Annotated in this window: 1 protein-coding gene; it reads left to right on the forward strand. The window is 29.9% G+C overall.

Features of this window, described 5'->3' with window-relative positions:
* Positions 1-668 (forward strand): IS3 family transposase (locus PNO30_RS02795; protein ID WP_271987080.1); only part of this gene is annotated, 668 nt, incomplete at its 5' end.
* Positions 669-702 lie beyond the last annotated feature (34 nt).

Consider the following 702-nt stretch of genomic DNA (forward strand, 5'->3'; position numbering starts at 1 on the left):
TTCACAATGAACTAATTAATAGAGGTTTTAAAGTAAATCATAAACGAGTACAAAGTCTTATGCATAAAGAAGGACTGAAAGGGAAACGTCCTAAAGAAAGATATCACTCATATAAAGGAACAATAGGAAAAGTCGCTAATAATATAATAAATCGAGATTTTAGTACAACTGCTCCTTTACAGAAATGGACTACAGATGTATCACAATTCAATTTCCCATGGGGAAAGTGCTATTTTTCAGCGATTCTAGATATGCATACAAATGAAATAATATCATATGATTTATCTTTACATCCAAATTTAAATCAGATAAAAAGGATGTTAGAACAAGCATTTAATAAATTTCCAAATACAGACGGATTAATTATGCATTCGGATCAAGGGTGGCAGTATCAACATTCACACTATAGAAGTGAGTTGAAAAAACATGGAATCATTCAATCAATGTCTAGAAAGGGAAATTGTTATGATAATAGTATCATGGAATCATTTTTCGGAAGAATGAAGACGGAGATATTTTATGGTTATGAAAAGAATTATATGTCATTTGAAGAGTTTAGTAAAGCTGTATATGAATATATAGCTTATTATAACAACAAGAGAATTCAATCAAAAACGAAATGGATGTCACCTGTACAATACAGGATAACATCCACATGTTTAAACTAAATATATATGTGTCCAGAATTTTGGGTACACATCA

The organism is Gemella haemolysans, assembly GCF_028308085.1.
Taxonomy (GTDB): Bacteria; Bacillota; Bacilli; order Staphylococcales; family Gemellaceae; genus Gemella; species Gemella haemolysans_D.